We start from the raw sequence: 19,793 nt of genomic DNA on the forward strand, positions 1-19,793 counted from the left end.
ATCTGTCGCGCTGCAATCTCTTGCAAAGCCTGTCACGAGTCACCACCTGACTGTCATCCAGTGGTAAAATCGTTTCATCTGCATGTCTTGAAAGCTTCATGACACGACAGGTGGGCAGGCGTGACAGCGCGTCGACCGCGATTCCTCCCCTCGGAGGCATTTCCGCGATGGTTCAGGACGGACCATCGATCATCATTCAAGCAGGGCAGGAAGGCAGTCCATGTTTCTTGATCAGTTTCACCGGGTCGAAGATGGCCGCGTGCGGATCACCGCCGAGCAGGCAAGTCGTTTCGCCAAGCAGATGGCGGGGGATTACAACCCCATTCATGACCCGGACGCGCGACGCTTCTGTGTGCCCGGCGACCTGCTGTTCTCCCTGTTGCTGGCGAAATTCGGTCTGTCGCAGTGCATGACCATCCGTTTCTGCGGCATGGTCGGCAACGATGTGCCCTTGATCTTCGAAGCGCTGGACGCCCCCGACGAGAATGGCGTGTCCCTGCTGGTGCGCGATGAAGCCGGCAAGGTCTACCTGACGGTCGAGCGCAGCGGCGATACCACCCATGACGAGGAAGTGGTCGCCAATTTCACTCGCCAGTATATCGCCTTCTCCGGGCGCAACTTCCCGCACTTCCTGCAGCCGTTGATGCTGGAGAAGGGCGTGATGTTCAACCCGGCCCGCCCGCTGGTGATCTACGACAGCATGGGCTTCTGTTTCGAGCGCCTGGATATCGCCGACCTGCACCTCGACTTCGTGGGGTCCTCGCTCGAGGTCAACGGCAAGCGCGGCGATACCCTGCTCGAGTTCAGCATCCATGATGGCGAGCAGTGCATCGGCAGTGGTTCCAAGAAGCTGGTCGTCAGTGGGCTGCGGGATTACTGCGCCGAGACCATGGATGCGTTCGTGGAGTCCTTCGAGGCGCTCAAGCGCGAAGCCGAAGCCTGAGGTAGCCGGTCAGTCTGAGGCTTGTTGCCAGACGCCCCGCGCATGAGTCGCCAGTCATGAAGATGCCCGCCAGAGAATTCTCTGGCGGGCATCTTGGCATCTGAATGTCACAACGCTTAATGTCACAACGCTTGTGAAGCATCGCTGGGTGTCGCCGGTTGTCATTGACCGCCAACTGGCTGGCTCACCGTGTGACCCTCTAACCGTGCTCAGTGCTTGATGCTGATCGGCGCCAGTGCATCGCCCTGGGGGGTGATGCGCCCGATGATGGCGCTGGCGTGATAGCCGGCGGCCTTGAGCGCGGCCAGACAGGCCTCGGCTTCCCCGGGCGGCACACTGGCCAGCAGGCCACCGGCCGTCTGCGGATCGAACAGCAGCGGATAGCGCGGATGATCGATGACGCCGGCTTGGTCCTTCAGGGCACGCTTGAGGCGCAGATTGGCCGGTTGCAGCGAGCTGACCACGCCGCGGGCGACACAGTCCTCGGCGCCGTCGAGCACCGGCAGGGCATCGATCTCGAGCTCGGCATCCACGCCGCTGGCGCGGGTCATCTCGACCAGATGGCCGAGCAGACCGAAGCCGGTGACATCGGTGGAGGCGCTCGCCTGATGCGTGCTCAGAATATCCGCCGCGCGCTGACTGGATTGCTGCATGCTGTCCAGCGCGGCGTCGATCCAGCGGCCGCGGGCTTCCAGGCGTGCGTGCGCTGCCAACAGCGTGCCGGTGCCGATGGCCTTGGTAAGCAACAGCACATCACCCGGCTGCATGCCGCCCTTGCAGGTGACGCCGGCCAGGCTCTCCTCCACCAGACCATTGAGCGCGAAGCCCAGTGCCAGCTCCTGACCTTCGCCGGTATGGCCGCCGACCAGACTGCAGCCCGCCTCGTTGAGCACCTCGGTCGCGCCTTGCATCAGCTCGCGTACCAGCGGCTCGACCTTGCGCTCGACCCCCTGTGGCACCGTGGCCACCGCCGTCGCCGTATGCGGCGTCGCGCCCATGGCGTAGAGATCGCCCAGCGCGTGATTGGCGGCGATGCGCCCGAACAGATAGGGGTCATCGATGAAGGCGCGGAAGAAGTCGACGCTGTGCACCAGCGCCTGTCCTTCGGGCACGCGCACGATGGCGGCATCATCCGGGGCATGCAGCCCGACCAGCACGTCCGGGTTCTCGCGCGGGGCCAGACTCTGCAGCGCTCGCGACAGCACGCTGGCGCCGACCTTGGCCCCGCAGCCGCCGCAGCGCATCGCCAGTGCGGACAGGGCCTGGTGTGCCTCCTGCTCATCCAGCTCGGCTGTCAGGTGCGGATGCAGCTTGCCAACGCGTCCCCTGAGTGCCTGCCAGGCAGCGCTGATGCGCTGGTGCAACCCGGAAAGGTCGCCGGCATTCGCGGCGTCCTGCATGCTGGGCAGTTCATTGAAGCGAGCCATGAACTGGCGGTCGATATGGTCCTTCCAGCGCCACAGCCACGGGCGCAGACGCGGCGCGACCAGCCCCAGCTTGCCGCGTGAGGCGATGGCATCGCGATCCCCGGTGCTGATCAGCGCCAGCCAGCGCGACTGCGGCACATGGTCCTTGAGTGGCTCGCCGCGCACGGCCCGTCGCAGATTGTCGGCCAGCGGCCGGGCCTGGCGCACGGCAAACACGCCGGCCTTCTCGCGGGGATGGTTGAGCTGATGTGCGATATCGCCCGCGGCGAAGATGGCGTCATCCTCAAGTGTCTGCAGGCTATCGCGAACCTTGAGGAAGCCATCCTCGTCCAGGCTCAGTCCGGTCTTCTCCAGCCAGCGCGCACCACCGGCCCGTGTCACCCAGATGGCCTCATCGGCCTGATGGCAGGCACCGCTGGCACTGATCAGCTGGCGCTGGGCGGTCGAGGATGCGCGTTCGACGGCCGTGATCTCCTCACCGAAATGCACCTGGATACCGCGCTCGTGCAGGGTAGTGGCAAGCGCCTCACTGACCGTGTGCGCATGGGTGGGCAACAGACGCTGACCGCGGGTGATCAGCGTCAGGTTCGGCGCGAGCGCATCGGGCAACTCGGTGGCAAGGCGCTGCTGGATGGCCAGCAGCAGTTCGACACCGCCGGCACCGCCGCCGACCAGCACGATATCGAGCGGACGCTCGGCGCTCCTGGCGCGCTCGAGCAGACTCAGCCAGCGCTGCTGGAAGGTGCTGATCGGCTTGACCGCCACCACGGGGGCGTCTGCGGCTTCAGGGTCACCGATACCATCGATGTGGGACAGGCGAGGCGTGGAGCCGATATTGATCGACAGCAGGTCGTAGTCCACCGCCGGGCGCTCGGCGCAGATCACGCGGCGCTCGCGGCGGTCGATGTCGATCACCTGATCGCGGTAGAAGCGGGCGCCGGCGAACTGACACAGCCGGCGCAGGTCGATATGCACATCGTCGAACGTATAATGACCGGCGACGTAGCCCGGCAACATGCCGGAATAGGGCGTGTCGGTGTCGCGACAGATGACGGTCAGGCGGACACCGGGCTCTGGCTGCATGGCAAAGCGCATCAGCACGCCGACGTGGCTGTGCCCACCGCCGATCAGGACGATATCACGCACGATAGGCGCTTTGACTGGCATGGAAGCGGACGGCATCGTGAATCTCGATAGTCAGTAGAGTTGGGAAACAGGAGCAGGGTATGCAGAGCCAGGGCGCGCCAGATGAGACCGGCGACAGGATTCGCAAAAGCAGGAGTCTAGCAACTTGAACTTTCTCGGTCATGCACGCCTGAGTCTGGCGGGCAGCGATAACTTCCTGTTTGGCAACCTGATTGCCGATGGCGTGCGCGGCAGTGACCTGAGCGGCTGGTCGCCGGAGGTAGAGGCGGGCATCCGCTTTCACCGCCGCTGTGACGCGGTGATCGACGCTCATCCCGAGACACGCTGGTTGTTGACCCAGGTGCCGCCTTCGTCGCGACGTGTCGCCGGTATCGCCTTCGACATGATGTGGGATCACCTGCTGGCCGCCGAGATGCACGATGACGATATCGACCGCCTCTATCGCCTGCTGGCGCGTGAGGAGGTGCCGTCGCGCCTGTCGAGCCTGATCGAATGGATCCAGGTGCGCGATGCACTCAGGCGCTATCAGGAGCTGGAGTTCACGCTCGCGACCATTGCCAGCATCGGCGAGCGCATGACGGCCAGACGCCGCTTGCGCCAGACAAGTGATACTCGCAATGGAAGGCATACGCACAAGGTGGGCAATTTGGATGCAGGCACCAATCCGCTGGCGGACATGACGCCGTGGCTGGCGGATAACCGCGCGATGCTCGAGGACAGCTTCGCGCGGTTGTGGCCGGACATGCTGGCATTGCGCCAGCCGGCCTAAGTAGACGTGTTTTTGTCAATCAGCGCTGAAGGGGGCGGGCATTCTCTCCGCCTTGCCATTCATGGTAGGCGTCGATCTGTGCTTGGGAGGCTTCGATCGGCGTCTGCATGACAAACCAGGTGACGGGCTCAGAGCATGGCGGGGTGGTAAGCGAGCCGGAGTACTGCCAGCCGGCATGTTCGCGTGGCAGCAGCAGGTTGGCAGACAGGCCGCTTGTCAGGGTCTCGGAGAGGCCGCGCTGGGGCAGACGGCTCAACAGGCGGCTGAGGGCCAGGTTGTCATGCCCTTCCTCGACCAGTACGGCCAGCACGGCCAGCTTGCCTTCCGGCGTGCTGTGCACCAGATGAATTTCCATGGCGGCACGCTTGCCGTCGATGGCGTGCTCTGACGGCACATGCAGGTGCACCTGCGACAGGGTGTACTGGGTGCCATCCAGCGTCATGGTATTGCCGCTGGCCCCTTCGATCTGCAGGGTGTGGCCCGTATCGCGCGTGACGAGCAGCGGCGAATGGTAGTCGAGTTTCGGGCCCGCTTCATTCAGCGTGCGTGACTGGCTGTCGATATCGATCGGCGACTGCTGGCTGCCGACCGAGCACTCGGCATAGCCCGGGGTGAGCTCTCCCCAATGCTCGGGGCCATTGGCTCCGGCGTTGGTGTCATCCGCGGATTCACTCGCATAGCTCCATTCGGTGACCGACGTGCCCGGCGCAGGCGACGTGGCAATGTCATCGGCGAGCGCCGGCAAGGATGACGACGTGGTGGCAAGCAGCACAGCCATGGCAAGTGGGCGTAACAGCGCGCGGGGCGACGAGGAAGAGGCTGGCATTGAGTTGTCCTTGCTCAAGAGTCCGTAACCGATCAGTGTTCTGAGCCGCCCTAGGCAGTCAGAACTCAGATGAATGAAGGCAGTCAGTGTGCCGGACTCAGGGGCGAGGTCAAGATGACGCTGGAGTGTCACTAGGGTGTCGCATTCCAGCGTCAGTTGTCGTGACAGTTATCGCGTCAGTAGTCACGACAGTTGTAAAGACAGTTGTGAAAACAGGGAGGGGGGAGCGGTGTCAGCGCTCGAGCCACAGGCATTCCACGCTGTCACCGTGGTTGAGCTGTGCGTGGGGCGGAATCACGGCCAGTGCCTGAGCACCGGCGCAGGAGGAGAGTACCGCCGAGTTCTGGTCCGGGAAGGCATGCGCCTCAAGCTTCCCATCACTGCCGGGCGCCAAGGTGACGCGCAGATGATCCTGACGGATGGCAGTGCGAGCTGAGAAGGCCGCGCGTACCGTGAGACGTTTCAGCTCGCGCAATGCAGCGCAGTCGGTCATCTCGCCCAGTAACGGACGAAGGAACAACCAGCCACCGACCCAGCTGGAGACTGGATTGCCCGGCAAGCCCACGACACGCACCGCGTCACCCCGAGGGCTGTTGATACGCCCCAGCGCCAGTGGTTTGCCCGGTTTGATGGCCAGACGCCACAGATCCAGGCTGCCGAGCGCCTCGATGGCGGGGCGGACGTGGTCTTCCTCGCCGACGCTGACTCCACCGCAGGTGACGATCAGGTCAGCCTGTTGCGCCGCCGAAGCGAGGGCGTCACGAGTGGCCTCGAAGGTATCGGCCACATTGAGCGGTGCCAGCACCACCTCAGCCCCGAAGTCGCTGAGCATCTGGCTGAGCATCACGCGGTTGGAGTTGTAGATCTGGCCGGGCTTGAGCGGCTGGCCGGGTTCGATCAGTTCATCGCCGGTCGCGAACAAGGCCACTCGTACTTTGCGGCGCACCATCACGTGACTTGCCCCCTGGCCATACAGAAGGCCCAGCGCGGCAGCGTCTAGTCGCGTGCCCGCCGCGAGCAAGCGATTGCCCTTGCTGACATCCCGGCCTTGAACGCGAATGTTGTCGCCGCGGGTGCGAGGCCCGGGCAGCCAGGCCAGGGTGGTGCCATCTTCGCCTTCACGCAGTGTCACCTCTTCCTGCATGACCACCACGTCGGCGCCGTCGGGGATTTCCGCCCCGGTGAACAGGCGCGCACAACTCGCCACGGCCAGTGGCGTGGCAGGCTGACCTGCCGCGATACGCTGACTGATCGGCAGCCAGGCACCGTCACCGATGTCTGTCACGCGGGCGCAATAGCCATCCATCTGGGAGTTGTCGGCAGGCGGTACGTCAAGCTCGGCATGCACGTCCTCGGCGAGCACACGTCCTGCTGCGTCACTGACTGCCACGCGCTCGGCTGGCATCAGCGGACAGCTGTCACGTAGCGCGGCGAGTGCACTGGCCAGGGGCGCCAGCCCCTTGGCGCCGACAGGCACGGCGTCGCAGCCACATTCTGCCGCCGCGGAAGGCGACGGGCGAGAATGCGGGTCTTTACTGGCGTCAGTGGGCATGGGTTCCGCGCTCCGGGATCACCAGGTTGGCGAAGTTGCAGGGGCGGTGGCGGCTGTCGAGCTGCTCCTTCAGGATGCCGTTCCAGGCCGTCTTGCAGGCGCCGGTGGAGCCGGGCAGGCAGAACACCACGGTACGGTTGGCCAACCCCCCAAGACAGCGGCTCTGGATCGTCGAGCTACCGACTTCCTGGTGGGAAAGCTGACGGAAGAGTTCGCCGAAGCCCTGGATTTCCTTGTCGAGCAGCACGCGAATGGCTTCCGGCGTGGAATCACGTCCGGTGAAGCCTGTGCCGCCCGTCGTCAGGATGACCTGCACGGCCGGGTCCGCGATCCACTCGCTGACCACGGCGCGCAGCTGGTAGACGTCATCGGGCACGATACGCTTTTCATGCAGCGTATGGCCAGCCGCCGTCAGGTTGTCGACCAGTGCGTCCCCGGAGCGGTCATTTTCTGCGGTGCGTGTATCGGAGACGGTCAATACTGCGATGGTGAGGCCGATCTGTTCGTCATTGCCGCTCATGATCAGTCCTTCTTGCCTTGTTGACGTGCCTCGAGCGCTGCCAGCTGCTCAGGGGTCGCCTTGGCTTGGTGATGTGTCTTCCACTCGGAATAGGGCATGCCGTAGACATGCTCGCGCGCCGCGTCGTAATCGAAGCTCACGCCACGCTCCTCGCCAGCGGCCATCAGCCACTTGGAGAGGCAGTTGCGGCAGAAGTCGGCGAGGATCATCAGATCGATGTTCTGGACATCCTTGTTGTCATCCAGATGCTTGAGCAGACGACGGAACGCGGCCGCTTCCAGTTCGGTGCGGGTCTGTTCGTCCAGTTCGCTCAGGTCTTGTACGGCTTGAGGGGTCGGGTCGCTCATCGAAATCTCCTGAGAAGGCGCAGCCAAGCGCCAGCCTTCATGCTGTCGGGGCGCCTGGTGGGCCCAGGCGGGATATCTGAAACTTTACGCAACTAATGCAGAGCTGTGAACCAGCGCTGCACGCCTGTGGTTTGGTCTGTGGTTTGGCAGGCGGGTTGGCCGGTGGAGTGCCAGTGGGTGGCAGAGTCGCGAAAGAGTGTGCGCTGGCAAGCGAAAACGCCCGGCAGGCGAACCTGTCCGGGCGTATCTTTACTCATCCAGCGGATGTCTGGCGCCGCGCTAATTCGGACGTTGCTGACGTGCCAGGCTATCGTCAGGTGCCGTGGCGGGATCTGCTGCCGGGTCCGCCGCTTCGGCCTGCTTGACCTCGTCGTACCACAGATTGTGGTGCTGCTTGGCCCAGGTCTCATCGACATAACCGGTCTTCATGCCCTCGAAGGCACCCTCGGTACCGGCGGTGCCGATATAGATGTGGCCGAAGGACACCGCGATCAGCATCAGCGAGGCGATGCCGTGGAAGACATTGGCCCACTGCATGTTGTCCCGCGTCTGGCCGAAGATCGGGAAGTCCAGCACCAGCCCGCTGGCAATCACTACCAGGCCGACCGTCGCCAGAATCCAGTACCAGGCCTTTTCCCCGCCGTTGGCGAAGCCGGCGTCCGGATGCTTGCCCTTCATCATGCCGCCACCCTGACGGAACCAGTCAAGGTCATGCTTCCTGGGAAGATTGAGCTTCAGCCACTTGGCCAGCACCAGGATCAGCATGATCGAGAACAGGGGCCCCACATAGTTGTGGATCACCTTGGTCGCCATGATCATGTTGGCCCAGAACACGTCCCCGAACACATTGCGGAACACGAACTTGCCCCACAGCAGATTGATGCCGGTGATGGCCAGCGTCAGGAACAGCGTCGCCAGCGTCCAGTGCATGGCACGCTCCAGCGCCGTCCAGCGCAGCATCAGCTTGCCGCTGCGCGGGTGGTCCAGATTGTTGCGTCCCACCAGCAGGTAGAAGATCACCAGCACGGCCAGCATGCCACCCAGTGCGATCAGGCCACCCGGTGAGATCCAGCGATTGCGGATCTGACGCCAGGTCTCGCCGCTCTGATTGATCAGGCTGTAGTTGGAGTCATGTCGGCTGTCGATGGAGTTGCCCCCATCCTTGACCTGCCGCCAGGTATCGGCGTCCACCGTGCCGACCGCCTGACCGATCTCGCCGTCAGGGTTCGCGGCCAGTGCCTGAGGAGCCAGCCAGAGACTGGCCAGCATCAGGCACAGGAACATGGCGACCACGGTCAACCGTGAAGCTGTAAAGTGCGCGCGCATGTCGCCTCCTTACCCCTTGCGGGCTGCGTCGTAGGCCAGGTGGTCCGCCTGCTGAACGCTGCTGGTGGTCAGGTTGGCAGACGTCTCCGGGTGGCTGGCCTTGTCGACCGGCGACCAGGCGCCGTCTTCATGGCCACGGTAGACCACACGCTGACGGAAGATGTCGGAGACGGTCTCGGCATCGCCGGCCAGCAGGGCCTTGGTGGAGCACATCTCGGCGCACAGCGGCAGCTTGCCTTCGCTGATGCGGTTGGCACCGTACTTCTCGAACTCTTCTTCCGGGCTCTCGGCCGGGCCGCCGGCGCAGAAGGTGCACTTGTCCATCTTGCCGCGCTCGCCGAAGGCGCCTTGCTGCGGGAACTGCGGGGCGCCGAACGGGCAGGCGTACAGGCAGTAGCCGCAACCGATGCAGATGTCCTTGTCGTGCAGGACGATGCCGTCATCGGTCTTGTAGAAGCAGTCGGTGGGGCAGACCGCCATGCACGGCGCGTCATCGCAATGCATGCACGCCACCGAGATGGAGACTTCACTCGGCTTGCCGTCGTCCAGGGTCACCACGCGGCGGCGCTGAACGCCCCACTCGGTCTCGTTGGCGTTCTTGCAGGCTGTCACGCAGCCATTGCACTCGATGCAGCGCTCTGCATCACACAAAAATTTCATCTGGGCCATGGTGCTTCTCCTTCACGGCCTGTCGCCGGGTTCCTCGGTCAACAGGCCGGATGATTCTGGTAACGGATACGTCCGATCGTGTCTTGCGCTGCGTCCGGGCCGCGTCACTCGGACGCGGCCGTCACTCGAGTCAGGCAAGGCTGACGCGGCACAAGGTGACCTTGGTTTCCTGCATCAGGGTCACGGGGTCGTAGCCGTAGGTGGTCGCGGTATTGGCCGATTCACCGAGCACATAGGGCACGGTGCCTTCCGGATAGCGGGACTCGAGGGATTCGCCTTCGTAATGCCCACCGAAGTGGAAGGGCATGAAGACGACATCCGGACCGACACGCTCGGTGACCATCGCCATCACCTTGACGCGGCCGCCCTCGGCGCCCTCGACCCACACCATGTCGCCGTCCTTGATGCCCTGGTCATTGGCCAGAGCCGGATTGATCTCGACGAACATCTCCTGCTGCAGCTCGGCCAGCCACGGAATGGAGCGTGTCTCTTCGCCACCCCCTTCGTATTCCACCAGGCGGCCCGAGGTCAGGGTGATCGGGTACTTGGCGCTGACGTCCTTCTCCTGGATGGAGGCGTAGAGTGTCGGCAGGCGATAGATGGACTCGGAATCCGGCCAGGTCGGGTAGTCCTTCACCAGGTCGCGACGCGCGGTGTACAGCGGCTCGCGGTGCTTGGGGATCGGGTCCGGGAAGGTCCAGACCAGGGCACGCGCCTTGGCGTTGCCATACGGCATGCAGCCATGCTTGATGCACACGCGCTGGATGCCGCCGGAGAGATCGGTCTTCCAGTTCTTGCCTTCCGCCGCCTGCTTTTCCTCGGCCGTCAGGTCATCCCACCAGCCCAGCTGCTTGAGCAGCTTGTCGGTGAACTCCGGATAGCCATCCTCGATCTCGGCGCCCTTGGACCAGGAGCCTTCCGCGAGGATGTTGGTGCCGTTGTGCTCCACGCCGTAACGCGCGCGGAAGTTGCCGCCGCCCTCGGCCACCGTCTTGGAGGTGTCATACAGGATGGGAGAGCCCGGGTGACCCATTTCCGGCGTGCCCCAGCACGGCCACGGCAGGCCGTAGAAGTCGCCATTGGCCGGACCGCCACGGGCCTTGAGCGTCTCGAAGTCGAAGGTGTGCCAGTTCTGCTGGTGTGCCTTCAGGCGCTCAGGGCTCTGGGCGGTGTAACCCACTGTCCACATGCCGGCATTGAACTCGCGCGTGATGTCCTCGACGACAGGCACGCTGCCCTCGACCTTGATGTTGCGGAACAACTCGTCGGCGAAGCCCAGCTTGCGAGACAGCAGGTACATGATCTCGTGGTCAGGCTTGGACTCGAACATCGGCTCGATGACCTGATCGCGCCACTGTAGGGAGCGGCTTGAGTTGGTCACGCTGCCGGTGGTCTCGAACTGGGTCGCGGCCGGCAGCAGGTAGACGCCGTCGGTACGGTCGTGCATGACGGCGGCGATGGTCGGGTAGGGGTCGACCACCACCATCATGTCCAGTTTGGCCATCGCCTTCTTCATCTCCGGCCCGCGGGTCTGGGAGTTGACGGCATGGCCCCAGTAGAACATCGCCTTGAGTGCGGTCCGCTGGGAGATACGGTCCGGGTTCTCGAGCACGCCATCGACCCAGCGCGAGACGGTGATGCCGTTGGTGTGCATCGGCTTGCCGTCGTGATATTCGGTCTGGTCGTAGCGGTTCTGGATCCACTCGAAGTCGACGTTCCAGACCTTGGACCAGTGCTTCCACGCGCCTTCTGAGAGGCCGTAGTAGCCCGGCAGGGAGTGGGACATCAGGCCCAGATCCGTGGCGCCCTGGACGTTGTCGTGGCCACGGAAGATGTTGGCGCCGCCACCGGACTTGCCGATGTTGCCCAGCGCCAGTTCCAGGATGCAGTAGGCGCGGGTGTTGTTGTTGCCGGTGGTGTGCTGGGTGCCGCCCATGCACCACACGACGCTGCCCGGACGGTTCTGGGACAGGCGGCGCGCGACGTCGAGCATGTCGGCCTCGGCTACGCCGGTGATGCGCTCGACTTCCGCCGGCGGGAACTTGGCGACTTCGGCACGCACTTCATCCATGCCGTAGACACGCTGCTGGATGTAGGCCTCATCTTCCCAGCCGTTCTCGAAGATGTGCCACAGCAGGCCCCAGATGTAGGCGACATCGGTGCCCGGACGCAGGCGCACGTACTTGTTGGCCTTGGCGGCGGTCCGCGTGAAGCGCGGGTCGACGACGATGATCTCGGCGTTGGAGCGCTCCTTGGCCAGCAGGATGTGCTGCATGGCCACCGGGTGCGCTTCGGACGGGTTGGAACCGATGAACAGGATCGAACGACAGTTGTGCATGTCGTTGAAGGAGTTGGTCATCGCCCCGTAGCCCCAGGTGTTCGCGACACCGGCAACCGTGGTGGAGTGGCAGATACGCGCCTGGTGATCGACGTTGTTAGTGCCGAACAGGGCCGCGAACTTGCGCATCAGGTAGGCCTGTTCATTGCTGAACTTGGCCGAGCCCAGCCAGTAGATGCTATCGGGGCCGTGCTCCTTGGTGAGCTCGAGCACCTTGTCGCCGACTTCCTCGATGGCCTGCTCCCAGGAGAGCTTCTTCCACTTGCCACCTTCGAGCTTCATCGGGTACTTGAGGCGACGGTCAGAGTGACCATGCTCACGCAGGGATGCGCCCTTGGCGCAGTGTGCGCCACGGTTGAAGGGGTGATCGAAGGCGGGTTCCTGCTTGGTCCAGACACCTTCCTGGACCTCGGCATAGACGCCGCAGCCCACGGAGCAGTGTGAGCAGATGGTGCGCTTCGTCTCGACCGGCGCATCAGACACTTCGGTCTTGGCTTCGGCGCGTTTCATCATCGGGGCGGCCATGAAGCTCGCGGCGGCAAGGCCGCCGGTGGCGACACCGCTGCGTTTCAGGAACTGGCGGCGGTTGATACCGAGTCCTGAGGTCTCTTTGGCAGAGGGGGTGGGGGTCAGTCGCATGACATCATCTCTCCTCGTCACCCGAATCATTGCCCGGGCCGCGTGAGCGGGTCAGGGGGCAATGTCGGGAGCGGCGGTCTTTCAGATCAGGGGCAGTCCTGATCCGTGCCGACTTGTCACTGTCGATGGCGGGCGGAAACCTCTCCGCGCTGCCCGTTGTTCAGGCCGCTGGCCGCGCGCATGGCGCTGGCTCGGGACACTGTCTGTCTAGCATTCAGTCACGCAGCGTGGCGTAGAAGGCCTTGACGTGATCACTCTCGCGATAATTGTCAGTGCCCTTGTCCTTGGCGGGTGCCTCTGGCGCGGCCTGGTCCGGAATCACGGCACCGGCCAATGACCCTGCTGCGGCTACCCCTACGGTGCTGGCGCCCAATACGCGCAGGAATTTGCGGCGCCCCTGGCGCGCCTGGTTATGGCTGTCTTTTGCGTCATCAGTCTTCATGCTGATCTCCTGTCGGCAATGCTGCTGGGTGATGCGAGATGGATAGCGTTGCAGTCTCGAATGTTGCTTCACGTCATGCGTGACATCAGTGTCTTGCGTCGGGCGCCACACTGGCTGGCGTGACGAGCTGGACGGCCTCGGCCGTCACCTGCTCGCCAGACCTGTTTTCGGTTGCCGCATGCAGCGGGATCGAGTCACCGAGGTTCAGGCGCTCTGCCCGCAGGAAGGCCTGCCCCAGGTAGCCGACGGCGGCATAGAAGGGGCTCTCGCGTCCCGCGAGGTCGGCGCAGCAGCGCTCGCCCCAGCTGGCCAAATGGCGGCGGAAGAAATTGACCTGCTCGCCGGGCACCTCATCGATCAGCATGGCCATCACTTCGCACAGTGCGCCGAGATGATCCTCGGGCTCATGCACATCGCTCTGGCGTTCGAAGCCGAGGCGTTTCAGGTCCTGGCGCAGGGCGACCAGCGGCATTTCCATCAGCGAGCCGGTGAGGTACCAGCTGGCGTAGGGCACTACCTCGCCCTGCACCACGCCTACCAGGCTCTGGAAGAAGTCGTCTTCCAGCCGGCGCGAGTCGCTGACGCGGGCGGCCAATGACAGCGACGCCAGCGCGCGCGGCAGTTGCTGCTCGGCGGCCCCGGGCAGGCTGATGGCGTCATGGTCGAGTTCGGCCAGAAAGTCGATCAGTTCCGCATCCGGCGCCGCGCGCAACAGCCGCGCCAGCAGCCGGTAGAGGTCGGCGCGCAATGCCTGCTGTTCTTCACTATGGCTTATCAGAGAGTCGGCCGCAGGGGTGTCAGGTGCACGATCGTCAGTCCCACCTGCTGCAAAGTCGTCGGGAGTCGACGTGGGTGATGTCATTGGCTCAAACCTTGAGTTGGGCATCGGGATTACGTGCCATTTCGTGCCAGATGTCCTTGACGCGGCAGTCGCTGCACATCTTCAGGCGCAGTGCGCCATCGCCCTGGAAGTAGGCATGCGAGGCCAGTTTGGTCTGCATCGCCGTGATGGTGGCGGTGGAGCCGAACGGCGTGCCACAGCTGATGCAGGGGAAGGGCACATCCTGCTTGATCAGCTGCGGTTCGCGGCGCACGTCGGGCTGCGGAGCAAAGCCTGGTGTCAGGGTGATGACCTGCTCCGGGCATGCCTGCTCGCACAGGCCACACTGCACGCAGTCACCTTGAGTGAAGGATAGTGCAGGCGACGTGCGATTGGCCGAGAGGGCGCTGGTCGGGCAGACGGCGACGCATCCCTGACACAGCGTGCAGTTGTCGCTGTCGACGTTCACCACGCCGAAGGGCGCGCCTGTCGGCACGGCGACGCTGTCCTGCGCCAGGTCCGCGACCGACAGTGTCGCCAGGTGGTCGAGCACCCGATTGAGGCGTTCGCGCTTGCCGGGGCGTGCCTGCGGCTGACCCAGCAGCCAGTCACGTGCGATCGGCTGGCTGGGCTGCTGCTCTTCTTCACTGTCCGCGCCCGGTGCCAGAGCGACACACAGCGGCGTGATCAGGGGCAGGGGGTCAGCCTCGTTGCTATCCATTTGTGGCAGGGCGGATGGCAAAGAGACGAAGCGAATGCGCGGCTCGCCACTGGCCGCATTGGCAAGCCCCATGCTGTCGAGCAGGGTCAGCGCCAGGCGACGTTCGCTATCGAGCTGCTGGTGTTGGCCTGCGGGCAGGTCGTGGGGCAGTTCGACGATGACCTGCGTCGCGCCGAGTGCGAGAGCGGCCAGCCACTCGTCGTGCCCGGTGGCGGAGATTTCCTCGAGGGTGATGTCGAGGCAGCGCTCCTGGTCGACACTCGCCAGGGCAGTCTGCGAGGCAGGGGATTGCTCCAGGCGATAGCGCAGCAGCGGGTAGAGGCCACCGCCATCCTGATAGCGCTCCAGCAGGCGCTGGATCTGCTCCATGCGCTGCTCGGCCGGGGGCTGGGTAAAGCTCAGCGCGCCGGTCGGACAGGCGCTGACGCAGCTGGCTGCGCCGTGGCACAGGTAAGGGTCGATCTCGATATGCGCATTGCGACGACCGGCTACCGAGAAGATAGCATCAGCGCTGCACGACGAAAGGCAACGCGTACAGCCGATATTGCCGGCACTGGAATGCGCGCAGGTATCGAGATTGACGGTCACGTAATTCGGTTTGTCGAAATTGCCGATCAGGCCTGCGAACTGCATCGCCCAGGCGGTCAGCTGTGACAGTGATTCCTGAGAGGCCTCAGTATCGGCGACCAGCTGATCCAGCTCGGCGATGACGTCCGCGCCGGCTTGCAGATAACCGGGCGGTGGCAGTTCCGCCTGGTTGAGCGGCTGGCTGGACAGGTCGGCGATCAGGTCGAAATGGGTCGCGCTGCCGGCACCTGCCGGCACCAGCGCGGCGGCCAGATTGACGCCATCACTGGCAAGGCTGAACTGGCCGAGGTGACCGCTCAGCGCGAGCATGTCACGCGGAGCACTGTGCGCAGGCAGCGACTCACTGGCGGCGAGATGCTGTTCATCCATCGTCACCAGCGCACTGTTGTCCTGCTCACTGATCAAGAGTGCCACCGGCAGCTGAGCGGTAGCCGGCAGGCGGGTCAGCAGACTCGCCAGTGCTCGCACTCGTGCTTCGCTGCCGATGATCACGGTGCGTCCCTGACTGTGATAGCGGATGGGGGCGCTACCGGCATCCGTCGCCAACAGCGGCAGACTGGAGGCAGGCGAGCCACCCATGGCGGATGACAGGGCGCGTTGGCGTGCTTGTTGATTGAGGGCGCGCTGAGCGCTCTCGAGGCTTGAGCTGAGCATCCTCATCCTTATTCGGTCGTGGCGGACCTTGCATGCAAGCTGCCGTCAGGTGGCAGGCGGATGATGCAGGTCCCGGTCGTCGCTGATTCTCGCGGTCTTTCGCGGTCTTTCGCGGTTAGGGCCGGGTCGGCGATCGACAGTCGTTCAGTGGGGGATTCATGACAGGCCAACCATCTTTGCATGCTGTTGATGACATTGCTGTTTTCACGCCCGGCGAGAAGAGGGGCGCGGTCAGGTCGCGCAGGCACTCATCAGCGCAGGCGGTTGACGTCAGTCATAATCTTCAAGGGTTGGCATGTCATGCTGAATCTTGCATGTGCGTTGCAGTCAGTGCGCCTTGATGAGGCGCGTCAGGGTGACCCATGAGGCATCAGGATGACCTCGGTCAGGCGTATCCGGCTTTCTCGTGGGTCATAATGACGCATTTTGATTGTGCGGCGCGTCATCCTGACGCCCTGGTGTCCTGAGCCCTGACGCGCTCAGCCCTGGCGCTGGAGGCGTTTATGGGGCCAGCCCGGGTCACGGCTTGTGGCGGACCCCGCTGTCATCATCTGACGCGGGAGCTGGCTCGCGCGAGTCTTCTGCTGGTATTGCTTGCGGGTCAGGCGACTCGACTATCTCGTCGCTGGGCGTCGCGTGTGACTCGCCCACTGGCACCTCACCGTCAGGCGCCTGCTCAGCGATCTGGTCGTCTGTCTCCTGCGCCGTATCCGCCGTGGGTGTCTCGCTTGCCTCATCAAGCTTTTCCAGGCCTTCTTCGACCTTGCGGGTCCAGCTGCGCAGCGTGTCGGCGACACCTTCGGCGAGCGGGCGCATCTGGGAGAAGTCCTGGTCGTAGTCATCCAGCCCATCGCGCACCGAGTGCTCGCCACCCATGAAGATACGTCGCAGCGCACGTTGGCGTAGCGTCGGGTCCACGCCGCTCTGCATGAAGGCGCTGATGTCGGCGTCTGGAGTCAGGGTGTCGGGGTCTGGCAGCTCGATGACTGGCGCTTCAGCGTTGTCAGCGTCTGCTGCCTGCTGATCGCTCTCGGTTGATGCCTGTTCTGCTGGCTGTTCGGCTGACTGCTCTGCTGCCGAGGAGGGGCTGTCGCCGCCCAGGGCTTCGTGCTGCGAGCCACTCGCTGCAGGGGCGTCAGCGCTGTGGTCAGAGGCGACTCCCACCTGTGACGGCGGGAGGCTGTCGCCCTTGGTCACCTCGGCGCTGTCCGGCTGTGCCAGTTGGTCTTCACGGCGGCTGTCGCCTTGCTTGCGGCGTGACCAGCGCGAGAACAGGCCTTCATTGGCAGGGCTTGCGTTATCGTCGTGCTGGCTCATGACGTGCTTTCCGTACCATCACCGGGCTGATGCGTCTTGTTGGGCGTCGCGGCGAGCTGCTCTGCCTGACTGGCGCGCCCGGCGCCCTTGCGTTTCTTCTTCTTGCCCTCGTCGAGTCGTTCGCCGTGACGCGCGAGGTAGGCTTCCAGCCACACCATCAAGGCAGGGGGCATCGGCACGTCCAGCACCAGCTGGTCGCCATCCATCCAATGCGATGCTACCTCCTGACAGGCCGTCACCACGCGGGGCTGCATGCCGTCGGCTTCGCGCTCGTCGCATTGGACGAACAGACGCGGCTGCTCACAGCGCAGGTTGTAGCGGTAATCGGTGCGCTCGGTGAGGTGAAGCTGCAGCGGCAGGATGCGGCGATGCGCTACTTCATCAGCGGTGGCAGGCTCTGCTACGTGCGATTCCGTCTCTGGCGTTGCAGAGGGCGAGAGGTCGGCAATCCGCCAGGTGTCGATGCTGAAACGCCCCAGCTTCTGCGTGGTGGGTGCCAGGGTGACGCTCAACCAGCGGGTGTCGTCACTGCGGGGAGGGATGGATTCAGACATGGCTTCCTTGTTCACTGCTGTACCCGCAAGCGGGTCTGAAAAGAATGCTGCGATGGTGCTAGTGTGCAAGATACATGCCGGCGCATGCGATATCAGGGTCACCGTGAGTCAGTGCGGGGACAGCTCTGCCATCAGGCTGGTACTCTACGGCGATTCAGCGCAAGAATTGCCATTCCAACCGGCTCGATCAGGGAGACCCGAGTTCATGATGCCCTCTGCACGGCCAGCGATCAGTCGCGCCACACTACCCACTACGCTGGACATCGAAGTCATGGATGAGCGCGGTGAGCGCCATCGGCAGTCCATTGCCGCCGAGCGCTCGCTGACCATCTATCTCAATCGTCGCGAGATCGTCACCTTGATGACCCTGGGTGCCGAACCTGAGGCGCTGGTGGCCGGTTATCTGCGCAATCAGGGCCTGCTGGGTGAGCTTGAGGACCTCGAGGCGCTGCAGGTGGACTGGGAAGTCGAGAGCGCCTCGGTGGTGACGCGTCATCTGCCCGAGGATATCGAGCAGCGCCTCGGCAAGCGCACCGTGACCACCGGCTGTGGGCAGGGCACGGTATTCGGCAATCTGCTGGAGCGTCAATCGCTGGCCGCGCTGGACGCAGGCCCCTTCAGTCAGGCCTTGTTGTATCGCCTGCTGGAGGCGCTGGCGGCGCACAACGCGACCTATCGCAAGGCCGGTGCGGTTCACGGTTGCGCCCTGTGTCGGGATGATGAAGTGCTGGCGTTCATCGAGGATGTCGGCCGCCACAACGCCGTCGATACGCTGGCGGGGCTGAGCTGGTTGGCGCCCTTGAGTGATGATGACAGTGATTATCAGGGGGCCAACATCTTCTACACCACCGGCCGCCTGACCTCCGAGATGGTACTGAAGGTGGCTCAGGCGGGGATCTCGGTGCTGGTCTCACGCTCCGGCGTCACGCAGAAGGGGGTGGAGCTGGCGGAACGCTTTGGCGTGTTGTTGATCGCGCGCGCCAAGGGGCGCCACTTCCAGGCGGTGGACCCTGCCGGGCGGCTGGTGCTGGACGCCATCCCGCCGCTGCGTGCCGGCGACGCTCTCAAGTCATCGCGCCATGATGCGTCAGGCAAGCCATCTTCAGCAGACGGCGCAGCCGGATATGACAAGGGGGCGCAGTGATGAGTCGTCTTTCTTCGCCGCTGGGCGTCATACCCTCACAGGGATTTTCCTCTGAACTCGGCGCGCCTTCAGGTGGCTCTGTCGCTGAGTCTTCAGGCGAGCCCCTGAATGCGGCCACCGGCCGGCAGGCTCCCGTCCCCCACGACAACCCCTTTCTGACGGTGCAGGAAGTCGCGCGCCTGCTGCACCTCAACGAGAAGAAGATCTATCAGCTGGCCAGTGACGGGACCATGCCGGCGACCAAGGTGACCGGCAAGTGGTTGTTTCCGCGGCGCCTGGTGGAGCAATGGATTCTCGAGTCCAGCCATCATGGTGTGCTGGCGGATCGCCTAATGATCACCGGCAGTGATGACCCGCTGCTGGCTGCGCTCTCCATGCGCCTCAATCAGCAGCATGCCGGTAGCTCCTTCTATGGCATGAGCGTCACCGGCACGCGTCTGGGGCTTGATCTGCTCAGCCAGGGGCGTGCTGACGTCTGCGCCATTCACTGGGGGCGCGCGGAGGAGGCGGCGCTGCGTCACCCGGCGCTGATTCGTGGTCACGATGGCTATCGCCAATGGGTGATGGTGCGGCTTGCGCGCCGTACCCAGGGGCTGATCATCCGCAATGATGATCGCCATCTGTCCATCGACCCAAGCGGCCTGTTCGGTTCGCAGCGGCGTTGGGCGGTGCGACAGGAGGGGGCGGGTTCGCAGCGCTTCCTGCAGGAGTGGCTGTCCGGCCATCAGATGCGTGCCGAGCAGCTCAATACCCTGGCGATCGCCTATTCCGAGCGTGAAGTGGCCTCGATGGTGGCGCGGGGCGAGGTGGACGTCGGCCCCGGTACGCTGTCGGCCGCCAATGAGTTCGGCCTCGGCTTCGTTCCGGTCTGTGAAGAGGCCTTCGATCTGGTGGTGCCGCGCAATGTCTATTTCCGCGATCTCTTCCAGGGATTGCTGGACTATCTGGCCACGCCGAATGGCATCCAGCTGGCGCAATCCCTCGGCGGCTATGATCTGCGCGAATGCGGTCAGTTGATCTGGCGCGGCGATGCCGCACAGCACGATTGAAG

At 64.2% G+C, this 19,793-nt stretch carries 17 protein-coding genes; 4 read left to right on the forward strand and 13 right to left on the reverse strand.

The features are described from left to right. The first annotated feature begins 220 nt into the window (after positions 1 to 220). Positions 221 to 943 (forward strand): DUF3581 family protein, encoded by a 723-nt coding sequence (locus R1T44_RS09880; RefSeq protein WP_054556084.1) that lies wholly within the window; start codon positions 221 to 223, stop codon positions 941 to 943. Positions 944 to 1,152: 209 nt separating this feature from the next. On the opposite strand, the gene selD is transcribed toward R1T44_RS09880, so the two are convergent. Then, entirely contained in the window at positions 1,153 to 3,516 is a 2,364-nt protein-coding gene (gene selD / locus R1T44_RS09885) for a selenide, water dikinase SelD (RefSeq protein WP_197738735.1), read from the reverse strand. 145 nt (positions 3,517 to 3,661) lie between these two features. Here selD and R1T44_RS09890 point away from each other — a divergent pair, with 145 nt between their 5' ends. Beyond that, positions 3,662 to 4,285 carry an ACP phosphodiesterase gene (locus tag R1T44_RS09890; protein WP_279836502.1) on the forward strand — a complete coding sequence of 208 codons (624 nt, stop codon included), beginning with the start codon at positions 3,662 to 3,664 and terminating at the stop codon, positions 4,283 to 4,285. A 19-nt stretch (positions 4,286 to 4,304) separates the two neighbouring features. Here the strand turns inward: R1T44_RS09890 and R1T44_RS09895 are convergent, their stop codons facing one another. The 12 genes from R1T44_RS09895 to R1T44_RS09950 all read right to left on the reverse strand — a co-directional run bounded on the left by R1T44_RS09895 (position 4,305) and on the right by R1T44_RS09950 (position 17,598). Continuing rightward, positions 4,305 to 5,111, reverse strand: a complete 807-nt coding sequence (locus tag R1T44_RS09895) for a carbonic anhydrase (RefSeq protein WP_287020983.1) — start codon at positions 5,109 to 5,111, stop codon at positions 4,305 to 4,307. A 232-nt stretch (positions 5,112 to 5,343) separates the two neighbouring features. Then, a complete protein-coding gene (locus R1T44_RS09900; protein ID WP_287020984.1) occupies positions 5,344 to 6,663 on the reverse strand; it encodes a molybdopterin molybdotransferase MoeA in 1,320 nt (439 codons plus the stop codon). Further along, positions 6,653 to 7,183 (reverse strand): molybdenum cofactor biosynthesis protein B, encoded by a 531-nt coding sequence (gene moaB / locus R1T44_RS09905; RefSeq protein WP_043333541.1) that lies wholly within the window; start codon positions 7,181 to 7,183, stop codon positions 6,653 to 6,655. The genes R1T44_RS09900 and moaB overlap by 11 nt, the downstream gene beginning before the upstream one ends. Positions 7,184 to 7,185: 2 nt before the next feature. Continuing rightward, a complete protein-coding gene (locus tag R1T44_RS09910; protein WP_213113822.1) occupies positions 7,186 to 7,530 on the reverse strand; it encodes a DUF1244 domain-containing protein in 345 nt (114 codons plus the stop codon). Positions 7,531 to 7,809: 279 nt separating this feature from the next. Continuing rightward, on the reverse strand, positions 7,810 to 8,856 hold the full coding sequence (locus R1T44_RS09915; protein ID WP_394805753.1) for a formate dehydrogenase subunit gamma: 1,047 nt from the start codon (positions 8,854 to 8,856) through the stop codon (positions 7,810 to 7,812). A gap of 9 nt (positions 8,857 to 8,865) precedes the next feature. After that, positions 8,866 to 9,525 carry a formate dehydrogenase FDH3 subunit beta gene (fdh3B, locus tag R1T44_RS09920; protein ID WP_043333544.1) on the reverse strand — a complete coding sequence of 220 codons (660 nt, stop codon included), beginning with the start codon at positions 9,523 to 9,525 and terminating at the stop codon, positions 8,866 to 8,868. Between the two features lie 130 nt (positions 9,526 to 9,655). Then, positions 9,656 to 12,502 carry a molybdopterin-dependent oxidoreductase gene (locus R1T44_RS09925; protein ID WP_082388779.1) on the reverse strand — a complete coding sequence of 949 codons (2,847 nt, stop codon included), beginning with the start codon at positions 12,500 to 12,502 and terminating at the stop codon, positions 9,656 to 9,658. Positions 12,503 to 12,716: 214 nt separating this feature from the next. Beyond that, entirely contained in the window at positions 12,717 to 12,944 is a 228-nt protein-coding gene (locus R1T44_RS09930) for a twin-arginine translocation pathway signal (protein ID WP_175088725.1), read from the reverse strand. 85 nt (positions 12,945 to 13,029) lie between these two features. Then, complete coding sequence (locus R1T44_RS09935; protein WP_175088726.1) at positions 13,030 to 13,806, reverse strand: TorD/DmsD family molecular chaperone; 777 nt, start codon at positions 13,804 to 13,806, stop codon at positions 13,030 to 13,032. 4 nt (positions 13,807 to 13,810) lie between these two features. Beyond that, the gene (locus R1T44_RS09940; RefSeq protein WP_175088727.1) at positions 13,811 to 15,727 is read right to left on the reverse strand and encodes a 4Fe-4S dicluster domain-containing protein; all 1,917 of its coding nucleotides are present in this window, start codon (positions 15,725 to 15,727) and stop codon (positions 13,811 to 13,813) included. 519 nt (positions 15,728 to 16,246) lie between these two features. After that, a complete protein-coding gene (locus tag R1T44_RS09945; protein WP_175088728.1) occupies positions 16,247 to 17,044 on the reverse strand; it encodes a DUF3306 domain-containing protein in 798 nt (265 codons plus the stop codon). Then, positions 17,041 to 17,598, reverse strand: a complete 558-nt coding sequence (locus R1T44_RS09950) for a DUF3305 domain-containing protein (RefSeq protein WP_175088729.1) — start codon at positions 17,596 to 17,598, stop codon at positions 17,041 to 17,043. The genes R1T44_RS09945 and R1T44_RS09950 overlap by 4 nt, the downstream gene beginning before the upstream one ends. Before the next feature lie 208 nt (positions 17,599 to 17,806). On the opposite strand from R1T44_RS09950, the gene R1T44_RS09955 reads away from it, so the two are divergent. Together R1T44_RS09955 and R1T44_RS09960 are read left to right on the forward strand one after the other, a co-directional pair. Then, a complete protein-coding gene (locus R1T44_RS09955; RefSeq protein ID WP_175088852.1) occupies positions 17,807 to 18,742 on the forward strand; it encodes a formate dehydrogenase accessory sulfurtransferase FdhD in 936 nt (311 codons plus the stop codon). Continuing rightward, entirely contained in the window at positions 18,742 to 19,791 is a 1,050-nt protein-coding gene (locus R1T44_RS09960; RefSeq protein WP_175088730.1) for a helix-turn-helix transcriptional regulator, read from the forward strand. Before R1T44_RS09955 ends, R1T44_RS09960 begins: the two co-directional genes overlap by 1 nt. The last annotated feature ends 2 nt before the right edge of the window (positions 19,792 to 19,793 follow it).

It is taken from the genome of Cobetia amphilecti (assembly GCF_032923285.1).
GTDB classification, from domain to species: Bacteria; Pseudomonadota; Gammaproteobacteria; order Pseudomonadales; family Halomonadaceae; genus Cobetia; species Cobetia amphilecti.

What these genes read in the sequence shown, in the direction of transcription:
- R1T44_RS09900 (WP_287020984.1), bottom strand. Translation starts at nt 6,663, where the DNA reads ATGCCCACTGACGCCAGTAAAGACCCGCATTCTCGCCCGTCGCCTTCC.
- R1T44_RS09950 (WP_175088729.1), bottom strand. Translation starts at nt 17,598, where the DNA reads ATGTCTGAATCCATCCCTCCCCGCAGTGACGACACCCGCTGGTTGAGC.
- R1T44_RS09940 (WP_175088727.1), bottom strand. Translation starts at nt 15,727, where the DNA reads ATGCTCAGCTCAAGCCTCGAGAGCGCTCAGCGCGCCCTCAATCAACAA.
- R1T44_RS09930 (WP_175088725.1), bottom strand. Translation starts at nt 12,944, where the DNA reads ATGAAGACTGATGACGCAAAAGACAGCCATAACCAGGCGCGCCAGGGG.
- R1T44_RS09955 (WP_175088852.1), top strand. Translation starts at nt 17,807, where the DNA reads ATGCCCTCTGCACGGCCAGCGATCAGTCGCGCCACACTACCCACTACG.
- R1T44_RS09935 (WP_175088726.1), bottom strand. Translation starts at nt 13,806, where the DNA reads ATGACATCACCCACGTCGACTCCCGACGACTTTGCAGCAGGTGGGACT.
- R1T44_RS09880 (WP_054556084.1), top strand. Translation starts at nt 221, where the DNA reads ATGTTTCTTGATCAGTTTCACCGGGTCGAAGATGGCCGCGTGCGGATC.
- R1T44_RS09910 (WP_213113822.1), bottom strand. Translation starts at nt 7,530, where the DNA reads ATGAGCGACCCGACCCCTCAAGCCGTACAAGACCTGAGCGAACTGGAC.
- moaB (WP_043333541.1), bottom strand. Translation starts at nt 7,183, where the DNA reads ATGAGCGGCAATGACGAACAGATCGGCCTCACCATCGCAGTATTGACC.
- fdh3B (WP_043333544.1), bottom strand. Translation starts at nt 9,525, where the DNA reads ATGGCCCAGATGAAATTTTTGTGTGATGCAGAGCGCTGCATCGAGTGC.
- R1T44_RS09915 (WP_394805753.1), bottom strand. Translation starts at nt 8,856, where the DNA reads ATGCGCGCGCACTTTACAGCTTCACGGTTGACCGTGGTCGCCATGTTC.
- R1T44_RS09895 (WP_287020983.1), bottom strand. Translation starts at nt 5,111, where the DNA reads ATGCCAGCCTCTTCCTCGTCGCCCCGCGCGCTGTTACGCCCACTTGCC.
- R1T44_RS09925 (WP_082388779.1), bottom strand. Translation starts at nt 12,502, where the DNA reads ATGCGACTGACCCCCACCCCCTCTGCCAAAGAGACCTCAGGACTCGGT.
- R1T44_RS09960 (WP_175088730.1), top strand. Translation starts at nt 18,742, where the DNA reads ATGAGTCGTCTTTCTTCGCCGCTGGGCGTCATACCCTCACAGGGATTT.
- R1T44_RS09945 (WP_175088728.1), bottom strand. Translation starts at nt 17,044, where the DNA reads ATGAGCCAGCACGACGATAACGCAAGCCCTGCCAATGAAGGCCTGTTC.